Source organism: Humitalea rosea (genome assembly GCF_003253705.1).
GTDB lineage: Bacteria > Pseudomonadota > Alphaproteobacteria > Acetobacterales > Acetobacteraceae > Humitalea > Humitalea rosea.
Map to the genome: position 1 here is coordinate 18,944 of NZ_QKYU01000018.1, position 13,936 is coordinate 32,879.

Consider the following 13,936-nt stretch of genomic DNA (forward strand, 5'->3'; position numbering starts at 1 on the left):
CCCGGCCTGGACGCGCCCCTGAAGGGCACGCTGATGGCGGGCAAGCGCGGGCTGGTGATGGGCGTGGCCAACAACCACTCCCTCGCCTGGGGCATCGCCGCCGCCTGCGCCGCGCAAGGCGCCGAAGTCGCCTTCACCTACCAGGGCGAGACGCTGGAGCGGCGCGTGCGCCCGCTCGCGGCCAGCATCGGCAGCGACGTGCTGCTGCCCTGTGACGTGACGGATGAGGCGAGCATGGATGCCGCCTTCGCCACCATCGGCGAGAAATGGGGCAAGCTGGACTTCCTGGTCCATGCCATCGGTTTCGCCGACAAGCAGTTCCTGCGCGGGCGCTACCTGGACACGCCGCGCGAGGCCTTCCTGCAGGCGCTCGACATCTCTTGCTATTCCTTCGTCGCGGTCGCGCAGCGCGCGGTGCCGCTAATGTCGCCCGGCGGGTCGCTGCTCACCCTGTCCTACATCGGGGCCGAGCGGGTCACGCCGCATTACAATGTGATGGGTGTCGCCAAGGCGGCGCTGGAGGCCTCGGTTCGCTACATGGCGGTCGATCTGGGCGGCGCCGGCATCCGGGTGAACGCGATCAGCGCCGGCCCGATCAAGACCCTGGCCGCCAGCGGGATCGGCGATTTCCGCTACATCCTGAAGTGGAACCAGTATAATTCCCCGTTGAAACGAAACGTGACCATCGAGGATGTCGGCGGCGCGGGTCTGTATCTGCTCTCGGATCTGGCCTCGGGCGTCACCGGCGAGGTGCATCATGTGGACAGCGGCTACCACGTCGTCGGCATGAAATCCGTGGACGCTCCGGATATCGCCACGGTCTAGCCGTGAGCCACAACAGCTTCGGCCACCTTTTCCGCGTCACCACCTGGGGCGAGAGCCATGGGCCCGCGATCGGCTGCGTCGTCGATGGCTGCCCGCCGGGGTTGGCACTGACTGAGGATGACATCCAGCCCTTCCTGGATCGCCGCCGTCCCGGACAGTCCAAATTCGTGACCCAGCGGCAGGAGCCGGACCGCGTCCGCATCCTGTCGGGCGTGTTCGGCGGGCTGACGACCGGCACGCCAATCGCCTTGCAGATCGAGAATGAGGACCAGCGCTCGCGCGATTACGGCGATATCGCGGACAGCTTCCGGCCAGGCCATGCCGACCTCACCTACCACCTGAAATACGGCGTGCGGGACCACCGCGGCGGCGGACGCTCCAGCGCGCGGGAAACCGCGATGCGCGTCGCCGCCGGGGCGATCGCGCGCAAGGTTTTGGGCACGGGCGTCTCCATCCGGGGCGCGCTGGTGCAGATCGGCGCCGAGGCGGTGGACCGCGCCGCCTGGGATTGGGCGGTGGTGGAGCAAAACCCCTTCTTCTGCCCCGATCCCGCGACCGCCTCGCGCTGGGAAGCCACGCTGACCGCCGCGCGCAAATCCGGCAGCAGCCTTGGCGCCATCATCGAGGTGCAGGCCACGGGCGTGCCCCCGGGCCTTGGCGCGCCGATCTATGGCAAGCTCGATGCCGAGATCGCGGGCGCGCTGATGTCGATCAATGCCGTGAAGGCGGTCGAGATCGGCGATGGTTTTGCGGCCGCGGCGCTGTCGGGCGAGAGCAATGCCGATGAGATGCGCATGGCGCCCGATGGCACCGTGCAATTCCTCTCCAACCATGCCGGCGGCATTCTGGGCGGCATCAGCACCGGCCAGCCGGTGGTGGCGCGCTTCGCCGTCAAGCCGACCAGCTCGATCCTGACGCCCCGGCTTTCGGTCGATCGGCATGGCCAGGACGTGGAAATCCTGACCAAGGGCCGCCACGACCCTTGCGTCGGCATCCGCGCGGTGCCGGTGGGGGAGGCGATGCTGGCCTGTGTCCTGGCGGATCATGTGCTGCGGCACCGGGCGCAGGTGCCGGATGCCCCGACCACGACGCGGCTGCCGCGGAACTAAACATCACGGCGGTGAATGACGCCGATGCCGGTTTCTGCATCGCAACGCCTGCCTTCGCATCCTATTTCGGCGGCATACCTTTTCTCACAAGGATGTCCGATCATGATTGACGTTCGACCCTTCGGCACACTCGGCGGCGCCGACCACGGCTGGCTCAAGGCCCGCCATCACTTCTCCTTCGCCAATTACAACGACCCCGAGCGCATGGGCTGGGGCCGCCTGCGCGTCTGGAACGATGACGAGATCGCCGCCGGCACCGGCTTCGACGCGCATCCCCACCGCGACATGGAGATCATCACCTTCGTCCGCGATGGCGCGATCACTCATAAGGACAACCTCGGCAACATGGGCCGGACGGCGGCGGGCGATGTGCAGATCATGTCGGCCGGGCGCGGCGTGACCCATGCCGAATACAACCTGGAATCCGAGACGACCCGGATCTTCCAGATCTGGATCACGCCGGACAAGCGCGGCGCCGAGCCTCGCTGGGGCGCCAAGGAATTCCCCAAGGCGACCGGTGATGGCGCGATCACGGTGCTCGCCTCGGGCCGGCCTGGCGATGCGGAGAGCGGCGCGCTGCCGATCAATGCCGATGCGGCGGTGATGGCGACGAAGCTGACCAAGGGGCAGACCGCGACGCTGAAGCTGGCGCCGGGCCGCGCCGCCTATCTGGTGCCGGCCAAGGGCTCGGTCACGGTCAATGGCGTCGCTGTCGCCACCCGCGACGGGGCGGCGATCCGCGACGAGGCCGAGGCCGTGATCACCGCGACCGAGGATGCCGAGGTCGTCATCGTCGAACTCCCCGTCTGACCGAAGGCGGGAGGGGGCGACCCCTCCCGGCCCTCAGGCCTCGGCGAGCGCCGCCACCAGGCGCTCGCCGACTGCGCCCGCCGAGGCGGGGTTCTGGCCGGTGATCAGCGTGCCGTCGCGCACCGCGAAGCTCTTGCCGGGCGCGCCCATCTCGTACCGGGCACCGAGCGACCGCAGGCGGTCCTCCAGCAGGAAGGGGACGACCTTGGTCAGCCCGACGGAGTCTTCCTCGGCATTGGTGAAGCCCGCGACGGTGCGGCCCGCGATCAGCGGCATCCCATCCGCCCGCTTGGCCGAAACCAGCCCGGCCGGCCCGTGGCAGACCGCCGCGACCGGCTTGCCGGCCGCATCGAAATCCGTGAGCAGCCGTGCCAGCGCCGCGTTATCCGCCAGATCCCACATCGGGCCATGCCCGCCGGGCAGGAAGATGGCGGCGAAATCCTCGGCATCGATCCCGTCCAGCGGCACCGAATGCTTCATCCGGTCGAGCAGCGCGTCATCGGCCAGGAAGCGGACGGTCGCCGCATCCTGGTCGGCCAGGCTCTTGGGGTCGAAGGGGATGTTCCCGCCATTGGGGGAGGCGATGGTCGCCTGATGCCCCGCCGCGATGAGGGCGTAATAGGGCTCGGCCAGCTCGCTGATCCACAGCCCGGTGGGTTTGCCGGTATCGCCCAGCCGGTCGTGATTGGTCGTGACGATCAGCACCTGAGCCATGGGGAGCCTCCGGAAACGGGCCGCGTCGCGGCCATCCTGGCAGCAACGCGGCCCGAGGAGACGGGTTGCGACTCAGGCGATGCGCACGACCAGCTTGCCGAAGTTGGCGCCCTTGAGCAGGCCGATGAAGGCCTCGGGGGCTGCGTTCAGCCCATCCACCACGTCTTCCCGCCAGACCAGCCCGGACTTCATATGGTCGAGCATCTCAGCCCGGAATTTCCCGTAGCGCGGCCAGCCGGTATCACTGACGATGAAGCCCTGGATGCGCAGACGCTTGCGGACCACGGCACCCAGGTTGGGCCCCGGCGGCGCTGCCGAGACATCCGCGCCGGGCGCCTCATTGTACTGGCTGATCATCCCGCACATCACCATGCGGCCGAAATCGCGCAGCCGGGGGAAGACCGCGGCCTGCACCGCGCCGCCCACATTCTCCCAATAGACATCCACCCCATCGGGGGCCGCTTCGTCCAGCGCCGCGCCGAGGTCCGGGCCGCGATGGTCGAGGCAGGCATCGAAGCCCAGCGTCTTGGTCACGAAGGCGCATTTCTCAGGCCCCCCCGCGATGCCGATCACCTTGGCGCCGCGCCGCTTGGCGATCTGCCCCACGACCTGGCCGACGGCGCCGGAGGCGGCGCTGACCACCACCGTCTCGCCCGGCTTCGGCTGGCCGATATCCTCAAGCCCGACCCAGGCGGTCAGTCCCGGCATCCCGAGCACGCCGAGGCTGGCCGAAAGGGGGGCCTCATCCTCATTGATCTTGATCAGCCGGCCGGCGGGGACCGAGGAATACTGCTGCCAGCCGAACCCCCCCATCACCGCATCGCCGGGGGCGAAGCGGGAATCGCGGCTTTCCACGACATGGCCGACGCAGGCGCCCTCCATCACCGCGCCGATGGCGACCGGCTTGGCATAGGATTTCGCATCCGACATCCGCCCGCGCATGTAGGGGTCGAGGCTGAGGTAGCGGTGCTGCACCAGCACCTCGCCCAGGCTGGGGGCGGGCATCGACCCGCGTTCGACGGTGAAATCCTCGGCCACGGGCGCCCCATTGGGGCGGCGGGCCAGCAGGACGCGAAGGTTGGTCACGCTCATCGGTGGGGTGTCCTCAGCGAAACAGGAGATTCGGCAGGGTCAGCGCCAAGGCAGGGACATAGGTCACGACCATCAGACAGGCAAAGATCACGGCGATGAAGACCACGAGATAGCGCATCATCTGGTCCACGCCGCAGCCCGCGACCTGGGCCGCGGCGAAGAGGTTCACGCCGAAGGGCGGCGTGATCATGCCCAAGGCCAGGTTGACCACCATGATGGTGCCGAAGTGGACGCCGTCGATGCCGAAGCGCCCGGCGGCATCGGCCAGGATCGGCGCCAGCACGATGATGGAGGCCGAGGTCTCGACGAACATCCCGATCACGAACAGGAACAGGTTCACGCCGAGCAGGAACAGCGCCGGGCTGTCAAAGATCTGCACCATCCAGGCCGCCGCCGCATCGGGCACGCCCTGGCGGTTGAGCAGATAGGCGAACATCGCCGCGCAGGCGATGATGAACATGATCACAGCACTGCTGATCACCGATTTGCGGAAGATCGGGTAGAGGTCGCGCACCCCGATCTCGCGGTGAAAGAACAGCCCGACCAGCAGCGCGTAGAAGACGGCGATGACGCTGGCCTCGGTCGGCGTGGTGACGCCGCCATAGATGCCGCCCAGCACCACCACCGGCATGAACAGCGCGAAGCCCGCCTGCTTCGTCGCGGCGCGGATGGCGAGGCGCCCGTCGCCATCCTGCTTGCCCCAGCCCTTGATACGGCACCAGATCAGCACGGTCGCGACCAGGGCGCCGCCGATGAACAGCCCGGGGCCGAAGCCCGCGAGGAAGAGTTCCGGGATCGAGGTCTGCGTCGTCACGCCGTAGAGGATCATCGGGATCGAGGGCGGGATGATCACCCCAAGCTCGGCCGCGGTCGCCTGCAGGGCCGCGGCAAAGGCCACCGGATAGCCATGGCGCACCAGCGCGGGGATCATGACGGTGCCGACCGCGAAAGTCGTCGCGACCGAACTGCCGCTGATCGCGGCGAAGATCATGCAGGTGACGACGCAGGTCGCGGGCAGCCCCCCCTGCACGCCGCCGACGATGGATTGCGCGAAGGCGACGAGGCGGCGGGAGATCCCGCCGATGTCCATCAGATTCCCGGCCAGGATGAAGAAGGGGATGGCGGCCAAAGGAAACTTGTCGAGCGCGACATAGATCTGCTGTGCGGCAACGATCAGCGGGAAGTTGGTCCAGCCCTGGATGCCGATGACGGCGGCGATGCCGATGGCGATGGCGACCGGGACGCTGGCCGCGAACAGCACCAGCATCACCGTGAGCATGACACCGCTCATACCGCGGCCTCCAGTTCTTCCGAGCGGCTATCGAGGAAATGTCCGAGCACGCCGATGATCGCGAAGCCCGCGCCGACCGGGATCGCGGCGTAGCCCCAGGAGATCGAGACCTCGAGCCCTGCCATTTCCTGGAACTGCACGCGCTGGGCCATGGTCCAGCCGAACCAGAACAGTACTCCCATCAGCGAGGCGCTGGCGGCGAGCGAAGCGGCTTCCAGCCCCGTGCGCAGGCGCGGGCCGGCCAGGCGGCGGGCGACGTCGATCGAGACCAGCGCGCCGGTCCGCAAGGCGACCGACAGCCCCAGCAGCCCCATCCAGATCAGCGCGGTGCGGACCAGCGCCTCGGACCAGATCGAGGGGGTCTCGGTCGCGAAGCGGGCGATCACCTGCCACATCCCGGCGAAGCAGGCGATGCCGAGGGCGGCGCAGGCGAGAAGCGTGGCGATGGTGATGGCAACGCCATCCAGCAGCAGGATCGCCTGCCGCAACCGCGACGCGGCAGGCCCCGGCCCGCGCGCCCAGAATGCGACGAGCACCAGCCCCACCGTTGCCATCCCGATGCCTTGGAGGACCAGCGTATTGCCCATCATCGACCCCTCAAACCGAAGAGGCGCGGGGGGTGGTCCCCCCGCGCCCCGCCTCTCCACCAGCCCTTCGGCCGATGCGGATGCCTACTGGCGGATGCCTACTGGAGGATGCCTACTGGAGGATGCCTACTGGGCGTGCCAGTCGCGGATGCGCCGCAGCAGGGCGCCGTCCAGCTCCCGCTCATAGACCGCGAAGGCCGGCGCGAGCGAGGCCTGGAAGGCCGCGGTGTCCACTTCCGTCGTCACGATCATGCCGCGGCGGCGCAGTTCGGCGACGCCATTGTTCACATCCTCCGTGACGCGGTCACGATTGGCGGTCGCGGCGGCCTTGGCGGCGGTCATGAAATGCGCGCGGTCGGCAGGCGTCATCCGCGCCAGCATCGCCGGGTTGCAGATCAGGATGGCCGGCGAATAGACGTGCCCGGTCAGCGTCAGATAGCGCTGCACCTGGTTCAGGTTGTTGGCGACGATCACCCCGATCGGGTTCTCCTGCCCGTCCACGGTGCCCTGCTGCAAAGCCGGCACCAACTCGGAGAAGGCCATCGGCGTCGGCAGCGCGCCGAGCGTGCTGAAGGCGCGCATATGCACCGGGTTTTCCATGGTGCGGACCTTCAGCCCCTGCACATCGGCGGGCACATGCACCTCGTGCCGGCTGTTGGTCAGGTGGCGGAATCCGTTCTCCATCCAGGCGACGCCGGCAAGGCCGCGCGAGGAGAAGCGGGCGAGCAGCCCCTGGCCGATCTCGCCGTCCAGCACGCCGCGGGCATGGGCGGTGTTGCGGAACAGGAAGGGCACGTCGAGCACGCGGACCTCGGACACGAAATTGCCGACCGGGCCAGTGGAGGTGACGGTGCAGTCGAGCGTGCCGATCTGCACGCTCTCGACCATCTCGCGCTCATTGTCGTTGCGCTGTTCGGTGACGCGGTAGCGGCCGCTGGTGAGGCGCTCGAAATTCTCCTTCAGTGCCGCGGCGCCGGCGCCGTAGTGGCTGTTCAGCGGCAGGGCGTGCTGGACGGTGATCTCGGTCTGCGCCAGCGCCGAGGTGGAGACAAAGGGGGCGGCGGCGAAGAGGGGGGCGCCCAGGGCTGCCACCCAAAGGCGTGACAAAGCGGTGCGGCGGGTCTGCGTCATCTCGTGTTTCCTCCTGGCGGCTTGGGGCCGGCCTTGTGGGCCGGACCCTATCGGCGCGCGGCGCGGGAGGCAAACCCTGGGCTATTCCTTGTCGCGCGCCTTGTCCCGCGCCGCCTCGCGCAGCCAGTCCTCGGTGGTCTTGGTCGGCGGGCGGGCGGGGCCGGCATAGGGATCGACGCCGCCGAGCGTCGCCTCGATGGCGCGGCAATCCTCGCACATCTCCAGCACCGCCATCCGCGCGGGATCGGCGAACATCCAATGCGCGGACAGCTTGGCCCGCACCCGGTCGATGCTGGCGCGGGTGCCGAAGGCCTTCTGGCAGCGCGTGCAGGTCGCCGGCGCTTCGGCCTTGACCACCCGGCGCTGCGCCGCCTCGGGGCGAAGATCGAGGCGGGGGGCCAGGGAAATCACCTTCTCCGGGCAGGTCGCGACGCAGAGCCCGCATTGCACGCAGGCATCCTCCAGGAAGGAGAGTTCCGGCGTCTCGGGATTGGCCGCGAAGGCACCGGTCGGACAGACCATGGTGCAGGCGAGGCAGAGGGTGCAGCCATCGGTCGCGACCTCGGCGCCGCCGAAGCCGGCGAGGGCCGGCAGCGGAATCGCGGCCAGGGGGGCGGCCGAAGCCTCTCGCAGCGCGCGCCATCCGGTCAGCGTCACCTCACGTGGCGCGCCCATCGGCAGGAAGCTCGCGGGGGCGAACCGCCAGGGGGTGCGCGGCATCGCCCGCAGCGCGTCACCGAGCGTGAAGGGGTCGTCGGTCTCGATCGCCGCCGCCCGGTCCTCGGCCAGGCCCAGCCCGGCGAGGATGGCATTGGCGGTGTCGATGTTGCGGAACAGCCCCTCGGTGCCATGCGGTCGCCGCCCCGGCAGCAGCGCCAGCATGCGCGTGGCGCCCCAGGCGAAGCCACCGGCGAAAAGCGAGAGGTCCGCCGCCGTCACCGCATTCATCTGCACCGGCAGGACATTGGCGGGCAGCCCCTGGCCCTGGCGCGCCAGCGCCTCGATCAGCGGGGTGCCGTGCTGCGCGTCATGCAGCAGCACCACGGGGGCCGCGCCGCCCGCCTCGCGATAGGTCAGCAGCAGCGTCCGCAGCCGCTGCGCCAAGGGGGCAGCAGGCGGCAGCGCATAGGTGATCGCACCGGTCGGGCAGACCGCGGCGCAGGCGCCGCAGCCGGCGCAGATCTCGGCGCTGACCAGCACGCTGTCGCGCCCGGGGGTGATGGCGCCGGTCGGGCAGAGGTCCAGGCAGCGGGTGCAGCCGGTGCGCTTGTTGCGCGCATGGGCGCAGATATCCGGGGCGATGCTGACGAAGCGCGGCTTCTCATAGGTGCCGATCAGCCCCGCGGCCTCGGCCACCACGCGCGCCACGGCGGCGGCATCGGCGGGATCGGCGCGGAGATACCCATCGCGTCCGGTGGGGAAGAGGGCAGGCGCTCCGGAAAAATCCACCACCAGGTCGCAGCGGCTGGTCGAGCGCGGGCGCAGCGGGCCCCATTCATAGGCGGCGCGGGAGGAGGCCTTGGGCATCGCCACGCCCTCGACCGCTACTTCGAAGCCGCCGAGCCAGCCGGTCGCACCGCTTGCACGGCCGCGCAGCACGGGGAAGGCGGCCTCACGCGCCGGCTGCACCGGCTCGGCGCCGGTCAGCAGCAAGGTCACGTCCAGCGTCGCGGCAAGCTGGGCCGCGGCGGCCAGGGCGATCTCGTCACGGCCCAGCACCAGCGCGACTCCGGCCGATTCCATCGGCACCAGCGGCACCTCGGGCATCGGCTCGGCGGCGGCGGCGAGCAACGCGGCCATCTTTGGGCCGGATTTGGCGGCTTCATCGGACCAGCCGGCCTGTTCGCGGATGTTGACGAAGCGCAGGCCCTGGGTGTGGCCCGCCGCCTCGGCCTCCTGGGTGAACAGCGGGGCCTCCTGGGTGCAGGCCACCGTCACCTCGCCCGTGCCGAGCACGGCCAGGAACCGGTCGAGCTGGGTGCGGCACAAATGCTCGGCTTCCTTCACCGCCGAACCGCGGCAGCCCCGCGCGATGGTGCGCCCATCCAGCGGCATGCTGTCCTCGCAGGTGCAGATGAAGGTGGTGGCATTGGCCATGCGCGCTATCGATCCCCGGTGGACCCCGTGTTGGAGCGGCGTCCGCCACACAATATACGTTCGCGCACACGGAACGGGGAGGGCGCGCCAGGTGCTGCGCGACGGATTGCCGGAACTGCCGAGCCTCTTCACCCCGATCCCCTTGCGGGAAGCGGGGGATGCGATGGCGCGCGCGATCGCGATGGCGCCCGGCCATGGCGCCGGAACCCTGGCCTGGGTGCGGGCGATGTCGCGGATCGAGGCGGCGGTGGTGCTGGAGCCAGAACAGCCGCTGGGTGCCGCGCGGCTGGTGCTGTTCGCGGCCATCTCGGCCCTGGCCGATGCCGTGGTGGCGCTGGGTCCGCCCGAGATCCCGGTCTCGCTGCGCTGGCCCGCGACCCTGATTGTGAATGGGGGCGAGGTCGGGCTGGCGCGGCTTGCCTCCCCGCCCGGTGCTGCGGCCGATGTGCCGCCGGACTGGCTGGTAGTCGGGGTCGAGGCCCGCTTCGTCAACGCGCCCGGCCTGGAGCCCGGCTTTGCCCCCACCCGCAGCAGCCTGGAGGCCGAGGGCTGGGACGAGACCGATCCCGCCGAGATCACCGCCGCCTGGGCGCGGCATCTGATGGCGGGGCTGGCCGAATGGGAGCGGGACGGGCCGCAGCGGGTCGCCGAGCGCTACCTCGCTCGTTTGGAACACGACCCGGAGACCGAGGGCGCCCGCCGCGCGCTCGACACCGGGACCGCTGAACTGCTCTGGGAGCGGGATGGCGCGCGCCACCGCAGGGCCTGGGTATGAGCCGGCTGCTGCCGCGCACCTTGCGGCTCGACCCCTCCGATTCGGTGGTGTTCGAGCATGCGGCCGCACCCGGCGAATGGGCGGTCGCCGGCGGCTTCGCCTTCTGGGACGAGGACCCGGCGAGCATGACCGGAAAGCGCCGCCAGGCATTCCGCTCCGGGTTTTTGGGATTGGGCAGCTTCGGCTGGTCCACGCTGGTCGAGGTGGCGCCCGTGACCGAGGCCGAGGCCGAGGCGGCCTTGGAGGCGCTGGCCGGGCATATCCTCACCGCCTATGGCGCCCCCGATGCGGCCACGGCGCGTGCCGCGGCGGCGGAGGAGGTCGCCTTCGCCGCCTCCCTTTGCGCCGGCCATGAGCCCGGCACCGTGCTGGCCCTGGCCCGGACCATCGAGGACGGGGCCCAGCGCGAGGCCTTCCGCACCCTGCACAAACGCTCCGCCCCGCGCGGCGACTTCGGCGCGCTGCCGGTCTTCGGCATCGTCGAGGTGACCGAGGATGAAACGCCGCTCGACATGTCGGACCTGATGCCGCGATGAGCCTCACGACCTTCCTGCCCGCGCCCGGCGAGTTCTGGCTCGCCTCCGGCCATGCCCTGTGCGATCGCACGCCGGAGGGGTTGCTGGTCGCGACCCCGGACCTGTGGCGCGCCTTCCTGGCCAGGCCCGAGCTGCTGCCGCCGGAGGAGGCCTGCGACGCGGAACGGGCGCTGCATGCGCGGATGATGGAGGACCCCCTCGGCACGATCGAGACCGGCGCTTTGGCCGACCCGGATGCCGCCGAGAATTGGCAGGTCTTCAGGGGGTTCCGTGACCGGGTGATGGCGCAGCCGACCTTGGAGGCCGCCTGGTGCGCGCTCTATCGCGGGGGTGTCGCGGGGGTGCCACCGCTGTTCCTGCAGATGCTGACCCATCTCGTCACCCGCGCCGCGATGGATGGGGTGGGCGACCCCTATGCGCTGCGCGCCGCCGAATGCCTGTTCCGCCCGCAGCGCGCCGCCATCACCCAGGGCGCGACCTTGCTCGCGGATGAGGAAGTGCTGGCCAGCCGCGCCGCGGATGCCGATCTCGGCCCGCTCGGGCGATTGCTGACCGAGGCGGGGGCGACCCCGCGCGAGGCGGAGTTCGACGTGCTGAACGATGTCGGTGGCCCGCATTACGCGCCGCGGTCGGATGCGCATGATTTCGCGCTGGACATTGCCGAGGACCGCCCCGGCCAGCATGGGCTGGCCCGGGCGCTGGAACGCTTCTGCGCGCATGTTCTTGGCGTGCGGGCAAAAATCCGCCCGGTGCCGGTGATCGAGGACCGCAACTGGTCCTGGCATGTCGGGCTGGATGTCGAGGCGATGGCGATCGCCAATGACCTCTGGCACGGCAAGAAGGTCGCGCAGGCGCGTCTGGCGCGCATCCTGTGGCTGGGCGTGCTGGAATTCGAGGATGCCTCGCAGGCGGTGGCCAGGCTGCGCGGCAAGCCGGTGTATGTGGCGCTGGCCATGGATGCCTCCCAGGTGGTGCGGATGAAGCCCCAGAACCTGCTGACCGGCCTGCCGCTGGCGCCGCCGTCATGATCGACCACCCCGACGCGCTGCGGATTCCCCTGGGCGTGCTGGTCGAGCGCCGGCCGGGCGTCACCAAATGGGCCGATGAGGTCTGGCGCGTGGTCGAGGTGCTGGACGACCCGCCCGACATCCCCGCCTGGACCCTGCTGCGGGAGAACGAGGGCCGCAGCCTGTTCTTCGCCGGGGTGTCCGAGGCGGTGCTGCACCCGACCGACACCGACAATTTCAAGCACAACATCGACGCCGCCTCGCCCAGCGCCTGGGTGGTGCTGCGTGCCGCCCCGACGCCACCGGGGCTGGTCGTGCAACTCGTTACCGTCGATGCCGGGGAGGCCGAGAGCCTGGCCTGCGCCGGTGACGACCTGCTGGAGCAGGTGCCGATGCCGCCCGGGCTGCTGAACGCGGTCCGCGCCTATGTCGTGCAGCACCATCGCGAACGCGGCTTCTGGAAGCGCCGGCGCGATGGCGGCGGCGACTGGCGCCAGAAGCGCGAGGAGGCGGACGAGTGACCTCCGACCCCGAAGGCTTCCTCTCCCGCTGGTCGCGCCGCAAGCGCGGCGGCGCGCTGCCGGCCGAGGATGTGGCGCCGGTGGAGGTCCCGCCGGTGGAGGAGGAGACGCTGCCGTTTCCCGCCACCGTCACGCCGATCGCGGCGGAGGTGGCGTCACCCGAGCCGGAACCGGCCCCGTCGCCCGCCCTGCCTCCGCCGGAGTTGCCGTCCATCGACAGCCTGGTCGCCGAGAGCGACATCTCGGCCTTCCTCCGCCCGGGCGTTCCCTCAGGGCTCAGGCATGCGGCGATGCGGCGGATGTGGTCGCTGGACACCGCGATCCGGGACTTCATCGGCCCGGCGGATTACGCCTGGGACTACAATGCGGTGGACGGCGTGCCCGGCGGCACGACCTCGCTCGTGACCAATGATCTGCGCAGCATGCTGGCCCAGGCGATCGGCCGGACCGAGGTGCAGCTCGATGCCGAGGATGCGGCTGCGCAAGGGGACGACTCGCCACTGGCCGAGCCCTCCCTGCTGCCCCAGGCCCCGGTGGAGTACCTGGCCGGGGCGGTGCAGCCCGAACAGGAGGCGGACATCCCCGCCTTCATCCCGCCCGAGATCATCGCCGAGGCCCGCCCCCAGCTTGCTTTGTTTTCCCCCGCTGCACCCGTGCCGGAGACGCCGAATCCGCGCCGGCGGCATGGCGGCGCGCTGCCCGTGTAGGGGGTACAGTTGCGAGCCGCTCGCAATAAAAGCCTGACATTCCAAGTTCTTGCACTTCGCCAGACAGCATGCACATATCGTTGATCAAACTGTAGATTGACGTAGGGAGAGGCATCGGTCCGACATGGGCGAGTCAGCCAAAAGCAACGGTATGGCCGAGGCGGGGGACGAAGGCCGGGCACGGCTGTTCGCCCTGCTCGGGCGCCTATGCGTCGCTGCCCCGGATGCCGGGTTGCTGACCGCGCTCCGCGGCCTTGAGGGCGATGCCACCCCGATCGGGCAGGCCGTGGCCGCCCTGGCGCGTGCCGCCGCCGCGACCGACCCGGACCGCAGCAGCCGCGAATATTTCGACCTCTTCATCGGCGTCGGCCGCGGCGAGGTCCTGCCCTTCGGCTCCTATTACATCACCGGTTTCCTGCATGACCGGCCGCTGGCCGATCTGCGCGCCGACCTGCGTCGCTTCGGGCTGGAACGCGCCGTCGGCGTCGCCGAACCCGAGGATCATCTGGGCTTCCTCTGCGAAACCTATGCTGGGCTGCTGGCCGGAGAATTCCCCGGGGGCGCGCTTGCCGCCGAACGGATCTTCGCGCGGCACATGGCGCCCTGGGTCGGGCGCTGCTTCGCCGACATCGAACGTGCCGAAGTGGCGCGCTTTTACCGTGCCGTGGGGGCCCTCGGGCGCACGGCGATCGAGATCGAACAGGCAGCGGCAGCGCTGCCGGCATGAGGAACCT

At 70.1% G+C, this 13,936-nt stretch carries 15 protein-coding genes; 9 read left to right on the forward strand and 6 right to left on the reverse strand.

Going from position 1 to position 13,936, the window contains the following annotated elements; translation table 11 throughout:
* Positions 1-33: 33 nt before the first annotated feature.
* From fabI to C8P66_RS15540, 3 genes are all read left to right on the forward strand, one after another.
* A complete protein-coding gene (gene fabI, locus C8P66_RS15530; RefSeq protein ID WP_245903590.1) occupies positions 34-825 on the forward strand; it encodes an enoyl-ACP reductase FabI in 792 nt (263 codons plus the stop codon).
* Positions 826-827: 2 nt separating this feature from the next.
* The gene (gene aroC / locus C8P66_RS15535; RefSeq protein WP_111399200.1) at positions 828-1,934 is read left to right on the forward strand and encodes a chorismate synthase; all 1,107 of its coding nucleotides are present in this window, start codon (positions 828-830) and stop codon (positions 1,932-1,934) included.
* A gap of 102 nt (positions 1,935-2,036) precedes the next feature.
* Positions 2,037-2,744: a pirin family protein gene (locus C8P66_RS15540; protein ID WP_111399201.1), complete on the forward strand. Its 708-nt coding sequence runs from the start codon at positions 2,037-2,039 to the stop codon at positions 2,742-2,744.
* Positions 2,745-2,777: 33 nt separating this feature from the next.
* On the opposite strand, the gene C8P66_RS15545 is transcribed toward C8P66_RS15540, so the two are convergent.
* The 6 genes from C8P66_RS15545 to C8P66_RS15570 all read right to left on the reverse strand — a co-directional run bounded on the left by C8P66_RS15545 (position 2,778) and on the right by C8P66_RS15570 (position 9,656).
* Entirely contained in the window at positions 2,778-3,458 is a 681-nt protein-coding gene (locus C8P66_RS15545; protein WP_111399202.1) for a type 1 glutamine amidotransferase domain-containing protein, read from the reverse strand.
* 72 nt (positions 3,459-3,530) lie between these two features.
* Entirely contained in the window at positions 3,531-4,550 is a 1,020-nt protein-coding gene (locus tag C8P66_RS15550; RefSeq protein ID WP_111399203.1) for an NADP-dependent oxidoreductase, read from the reverse strand.
* Positions 4,551-4,563: 13 nt separating this feature from the next.
* Positions 4,564-5,841, reverse strand: coding sequence for a TRAP transporter large permease (locus C8P66_RS15555; RefSeq protein ID WP_111399204.1), 1,278 nt, complete (start codon positions 5,839-5,841; stop codon positions 4,564-4,566).
* Entirely contained in the window at positions 5,838-6,431 is a 594-nt protein-coding gene (locus tag C8P66_RS15560; RefSeq protein WP_245903573.1) for a TRAP transporter small permease, read from the reverse strand. The genes C8P66_RS15555 and C8P66_RS15560 overlap by 4 nt, the downstream gene beginning before the upstream one ends.
* A 123-nt stretch (positions 6,432-6,554) precedes the next feature.
* The gene (locus C8P66_RS15565; RefSeq protein WP_111399205.1) at positions 6,555-7,559 is read right to left on the reverse strand and encodes a DctP family TRAP transporter solute-binding subunit; all 1,005 of its coding nucleotides are present in this window, start codon (positions 7,557-7,559) and stop codon (positions 6,555-6,557) included.
* Positions 7,560-7,640: 81 nt separating this feature from the next.
* Positions 7,641-9,656: a 4Fe-4S dicluster domain-containing protein gene (locus C8P66_RS15570; RefSeq protein ID WP_211314166.1), complete on the reverse strand. Its 2,016-nt coding sequence runs from the start codon at positions 9,654-9,656 to the stop codon at positions 7,641-7,643.
* A gap of 91 nt (positions 9,657-9,747) precedes the next feature.
* Here C8P66_RS15570 and C8P66_RS15575 point away from each other — a divergent pair, with 91 nt between their 5' ends.
* The 6 genes from C8P66_RS15575 (at position 9,748) to C8P66_RS15600 (ending at position 13,929) form a co-directional block, all read left to right on the forward strand.
* Positions 9,748-10,431, forward strand: a complete 684-nt coding sequence (locus C8P66_RS15575; protein ID WP_245903575.1) for a biotin/lipoate--protein ligase family protein — start codon at positions 9,748-9,750, stop codon at positions 10,429-10,431.
* The gene (locus C8P66_RS15580; RefSeq protein WP_111399206.1) at positions 10,428-10,967 is read left to right on the forward strand and encodes a DUF6505 family protein; all 540 of its coding nucleotides are present in this window, start codon (positions 10,428-10,430) and stop codon (positions 10,965-10,967) included. The genes C8P66_RS15575 and C8P66_RS15580 overlap by 4 nt, the downstream gene beginning before the upstream one ends.
* Positions 10,964-11,995: a DUF6352 family protein gene (locus C8P66_RS15585; RefSeq protein ID WP_111399207.1), complete on the forward strand. Its 1,032-nt coding sequence runs from the start codon at positions 10,964-10,966 to the stop codon at positions 11,993-11,995. The genes C8P66_RS15580 and C8P66_RS15585 overlap by 4 nt, the downstream gene beginning before the upstream one ends.
* Positions 11,992-12,495 (forward strand): DUF3305 domain-containing protein, encoded by a 504-nt coding sequence (locus C8P66_RS15590; RefSeq protein ID WP_111399208.1) that lies wholly within the window; start codon positions 11,992-11,994, stop codon positions 12,493-12,495. Before C8P66_RS15585 ends, C8P66_RS15590 begins: the two co-directional genes overlap by 4 nt.
* Entirely contained in the window at positions 12,492-13,202 is a 711-nt protein-coding gene (locus tag C8P66_RS15595; RefSeq protein WP_111399209.1) for a DUF3306 domain-containing protein, read from the forward strand. The genes C8P66_RS15590 and C8P66_RS15595 overlap by 4 nt, the downstream gene beginning before the upstream one ends.
* 124 nt (positions 13,203-13,326) lie before the next feature.
* Positions 13,327-13,929 (forward strand): TorD/DmsD family molecular chaperone, encoded by a 603-nt coding sequence (locus C8P66_RS15600; protein ID WP_111399210.1) that lies wholly within the window; start codon positions 13,327-13,329, stop codon positions 13,927-13,929.
* The last annotated feature ends 7 nt before the right edge of the window (positions 13,930-13,936 follow it).

What these genes read in the sequence shown, in the direction of transcription:
- fabI (WP_245903590.1), top strand. Translation starts at nt 34, where the DNA reads ATGGCGGGCAAGCGCGGGCTGGTGATGGGCGTGGCCAACAACCACTCC.
- C8P66_RS15540 (WP_111399201.1), top strand. Translation starts at nt 2,037, where the DNA reads ATGATTGACGTTCGACCCTTCGGCACACTCGGCGGCGCCGACCACGGC.
- C8P66_RS15545 (WP_111399202.1), bottom strand. Translation starts at nt 3,458, where the DNA reads ATGGCTCAGGTGCTGATCGTCACGACCAATCACGACCGGCTGGGCGAT.
- C8P66_RS15550 (WP_111399203.1), bottom strand. Translation starts at nt 4,550, where the DNA reads ATGAGCGTGACCAACCTTCGCGTCCTGCTGGCCCGCCGCCCCAATGGG.
- C8P66_RS15555 (WP_111399204.1), bottom strand. Translation starts at nt 5,841, where the DNA reads ATGAGCGGTGTCATGCTCACGGTGATGCTGGTGCTGTTCGCGGCCAGC.
- C8P66_RS15560 (WP_245903573.1), bottom strand. Translation starts at nt 6,431, where the DNA reads ATGATGGGCAATACGCTGGTCCTCCAAGGCATCGGGATGGCAACGGTG.
- C8P66_RS15565 (WP_111399205.1), bottom strand. Translation starts at nt 7,559, where the DNA reads ATGACGCAGACCCGCCGCACCGCTTTGTCACGCCTTTGGGTGGCAGCC.
- C8P66_RS15570 (WP_211314166.1), bottom strand. Translation starts at nt 9,656, where the DNA reads ATGGCCAATGCCACCACCTTCATCTGCACCTGCGAGGACAGCATGCCG.
- C8P66_RS15580 (WP_111399206.1), top strand. Translation starts at nt 10,428, where the DNA reads ATGAGCCGGCTGCTGCCGCGCACCTTGCGGCTCGACCCCTCCGATTCG.
- C8P66_RS15585 (WP_111399207.1), top strand. Translation starts at nt 10,964, where the DNA reads ATGAGCCTCACGACCTTCCTGCCCGCGCCCGGCGAGTTCTGGCTCGCC.
- C8P66_RS15590 (WP_111399208.1), top strand. Translation starts at nt 11,992, where the DNA reads ATGATCGACCACCCCGACGCGCTGCGGATTCCCCTGGGCGTGCTGGTC.
- C8P66_RS15600 (WP_111399210.1), top strand. Translation starts at nt 13,327, where the DNA reads ATGGGCGAGTCAGCCAAAAGCAACGGTATGGCCGAGGCGGGGGACGAA.